Raw genomic sequence first — 3,051 nt, 5'->3', positions numbered from 1 at the left:
CCCTTCGCAGGGGAGGGAGTCGATCGAGTTTCCGCTGAAGACTTTAGATCTTTTCGCTCTTAGTTATCACTTTTATTTTGTTGCTTAAATTCCCTGATATGTTAAAACTCTGCCACTGCGAGTCTTAGACGGCTAAACGTCTAAATCCCCATCCGTCTATTTAATAAGGCCGAACGCCCAGTGACCACCTCCCTCCTTGAGATGCGCGATATCTCGATTTCATTTGCCGGTTTCCCTGCCCTGCGCCAGGTGGATTTCACGCTGGAAGGCGGCTCCGTCCATGCGTTAGTTGGCGCGAATGGCGCGGGGAAATCGACACTGATGGCGGTGCTTTCCGGCACGCATGAACATTACACCGGGCAGATCACTATCGACGGCAAAGCCGCAAATATCCGCCTGCCGCATCATGCCCGCGAGCACGGGATTCATCTGGTGCAGCAGGAAGTGGACGTCGCGCTGGTGCCGACGCTAAACGTTGCCGAAAACATCATGCTCGACCGCCTTTCTGAACCGGGTCATCTGCATAACTGGCCGCAGCTTTACCGTCAGGCACAGTTACTGACCGAACAGCTTGGGCTGAACATCAACCTGCGGGCTCGCATCGAGAGCTGCACACTGGCGGAGAAACAGCTGATTTTGCTGGCGCGGGCGTTATCGCATAAATGCCGGTTCCTGATCCTCGATGAGCCGACCGCCCCGCTCGATCAGGCGGAAAGTGCACGTCTGTTCGCACTGGTACGCAAGCTGAAAGCCGCCGGAATGGCGATTGTATTTATCTCGCACCGTATCCATGAACTGCGTGATATCTGTGATCGCATGACGGTGCTGCGCGACGGGCGTCTGGTCAGCGATGACAGCATGGACGGCCTGAGCAACGAGCACATTATTGAGAAAATGATCGGCCATCAGCTCGACGATATTTACCCGCCGCGCCGTCCGCCGCACAGCGGTGAAACGCTGCTAAGCATTCATGGGATGCACGATAAAGACAAACTGCGGGATATCTCGCTACGACTGCATCGTGGCGAAATCCTCGGCATTGCCGGGCTGGCGGGTGCCGGAAAAACTGAACTGTGCAAGGCGCTGTTTGGCGCGACGCCGAGTGAGGTGGAAAGCGGTGAACTGAATGGCAAACCCTGGAAACCGAAAGAACCGCATCTTTCTGTTGAACAGGGACTGGCGTTAGTGCCGGAAGAACGGCGCAAGGAAGGGATTTTCATTGATGAAAATATCCCGATGAACCTGAGTGTGACCGCTGACGACACCTTTTCGCGCTGGAGTATTTTCAACGCGCGACAGTCACTGTCATGGGCAAAAGACATTATCAGCCGCTTAGGCATTCGCGCTTCCGGGCCGATGCAGAAGCTGGCACGGCTTTCCGGCGGCAACCAGCAGAAGGTCGCTATCGGGAAATGGCTGCGCAGTGAGAGTCAGGTGTTGATTTTCGACGAACCGACCAAAGGCGTAGACATCAAAGCCAAAACGGACGTGTTCAGGCTGATCGACGGCCTGGCGCAACAGGGAAAAGGCATTATTTATGCTTCCGGTGAGTTCGCCGAACTGGTCGGTTTATGCGACCGCATTCTGGTGTTGTGGGATGGCCGCATTGTGGCCGAACTCGACGCCGCTAACGTCGACGAAGAAACCTTATTAGTCTATTCAACCGGAGGAACACCCGCGTGAACAAAGCCGTGGTGAGTAAAGAAAGCGTGCCCGCAGCGAGTCAGCCGTGGCGTCATCAGCTGTTCGAGTTTTTGTATAAATGGGGCATGTTGCTGACCGTGGTATTGCTGATTGCCGGTTTTGGTGTGGCATCAGATAACTTCCTCGAGCCGTCGAATATCATCAACATTTTGCGTTCGATTGCCATCGTGACGGTGATTGCTATCGGCGTATCGATTTCACTGGCGGTCGGCGGCTTCGATTTGTCCGTCGGCTCAACGGCGTCACTCGCCAATGCGCTGGTGATTTCGATGTTCGTCTGGCACGGTTTCGGCACCACCGAAGCCATCTTAATCACGCTGGCGCTCTGTACGCTGGTCGGCCTGTTCAACGCTTTCCTTATCGTCATACTAAAGATCCCTGACATGCTCGCCACCCTCGCCAGCCTGTTTGTGATTCAGGGCGCGGCGATGACTTACAGCTATGGCGGCTCGATCACTGAAAACATGTTATTGCCGAGCGGTGACATGGCCGAAGGCACGGTGCCCGCGGTGTTCAGCCTGCTCGGTCAGGTGCCGGTGATTGTCATCGTGATGGCCGTCGTGACCATTGCGGTACAACTGTTTATGTCGCTGACCAAACATGGCCGCCGCATGTACGCCATCGGCGGCAACCCGCTGGCCGCACGTCTGGCAGGGATCCGCACCGCACGTTATCGCGTGATTGCGTATGTGATGTCATCCGTTCTGGCCGGGGCTGGGGGTATTTTGCTGGCGTCACGTATCGGGTCTTCGCAGGTGAATGCCGGAGGCGGTTACCTGATGGACGCCGTTGCCGCCGCCTACATCGGTTTCTCGCTGGCAGGTTCCGGTAAACCGAATGCGCTGGGAACCCTGCTGGGCGCAGTCATTCTGGGCGTGCTGTCGAACGGACTGGTGATGTTGTCGGTGCCGTATTACGCGATGGATATCATCAAAGGGCTGGTGCTGGCGGTGGCGCTGGCGCTGACGTACATTCAGAAGAGATAGCAGAGGCCGCTTCTATATTTCGGCTTTTTTAAGGTCAACACCGTGGGCTCGCCGCCCACACCCACAAAACCTTGGGTTGCCACCCAAACTGGCCTCAAGGGGCGCCTGTCGCCGCACCCCTTGAGAATCCCGGGCTCTTACACTGCGCGCTTCGCTCGCTGGCTATGTTTCAGCAAACACAGCGACAGGCTGGAAATCTTGCCGCTGCGCGGTACCTTCATTTCGGGATTGCAGCCTTAGGTCTGCAACCTCTCATTCAGCAAGCTTTCTGAATCGCCCGCACGATCTTAAATTCAAAGACAGACTATTCTTCATCTTTTAGAAAAGTGTATTGGCGTGATCAAAAATGGCACCGAATGAA

Annotated in this window: 2 protein-coding genes; both read left to right on the top strand. The window is 55.6% G+C overall.

What is annotated here, in order from left to right:
- Positions 1 to 201 precede the first annotated feature (201 nt).
- Positions 202 to 1,683 carry a sugar ABC transporter ATP-binding protein gene (locus UC15_RS25465; RefSeq protein WP_112292007.1) on the top strand — a complete coding sequence of 494 codons (1,482 nt, stop codon included), beginning with the start codon at positions 202 to 204 and terminating at the stop codon, positions 1,681 to 1,683.
- 8 nt (positions 1,684 to 1,691) lie between these two features.
- Entirely contained in the window at positions 1,692 to 2,690 is a 999-nt protein-coding gene (locus UC15_RS25460) for an ABC transporter permease (RefSeq protein WP_369964713.1), read from the top strand.
- Positions 2,691 to 3,051 lie beyond the last annotated feature (361 nt).

This window comes from Rahnella sp. AN3-3W3 (genome assembly GCF_003263545.1).
GTDB lineage: Bacteria > Pseudomonadota > Gammaproteobacteria > Enterobacterales > Enterobacteriaceae > Rahnella > Rahnella variigena.
This window is presented reverse-complemented; position numbering and strand designations above follow the sequence as displayed.

Excerpts from the sequence above, each read along its gene's own strand:
- UC15_RS25465 (WP_112292007.1), top strand. The coding sequence starts at position 202 with ATGCGCGATATCTCGATTTCATTTGCCGGTTTCCCTGCCCTGCGCCAG.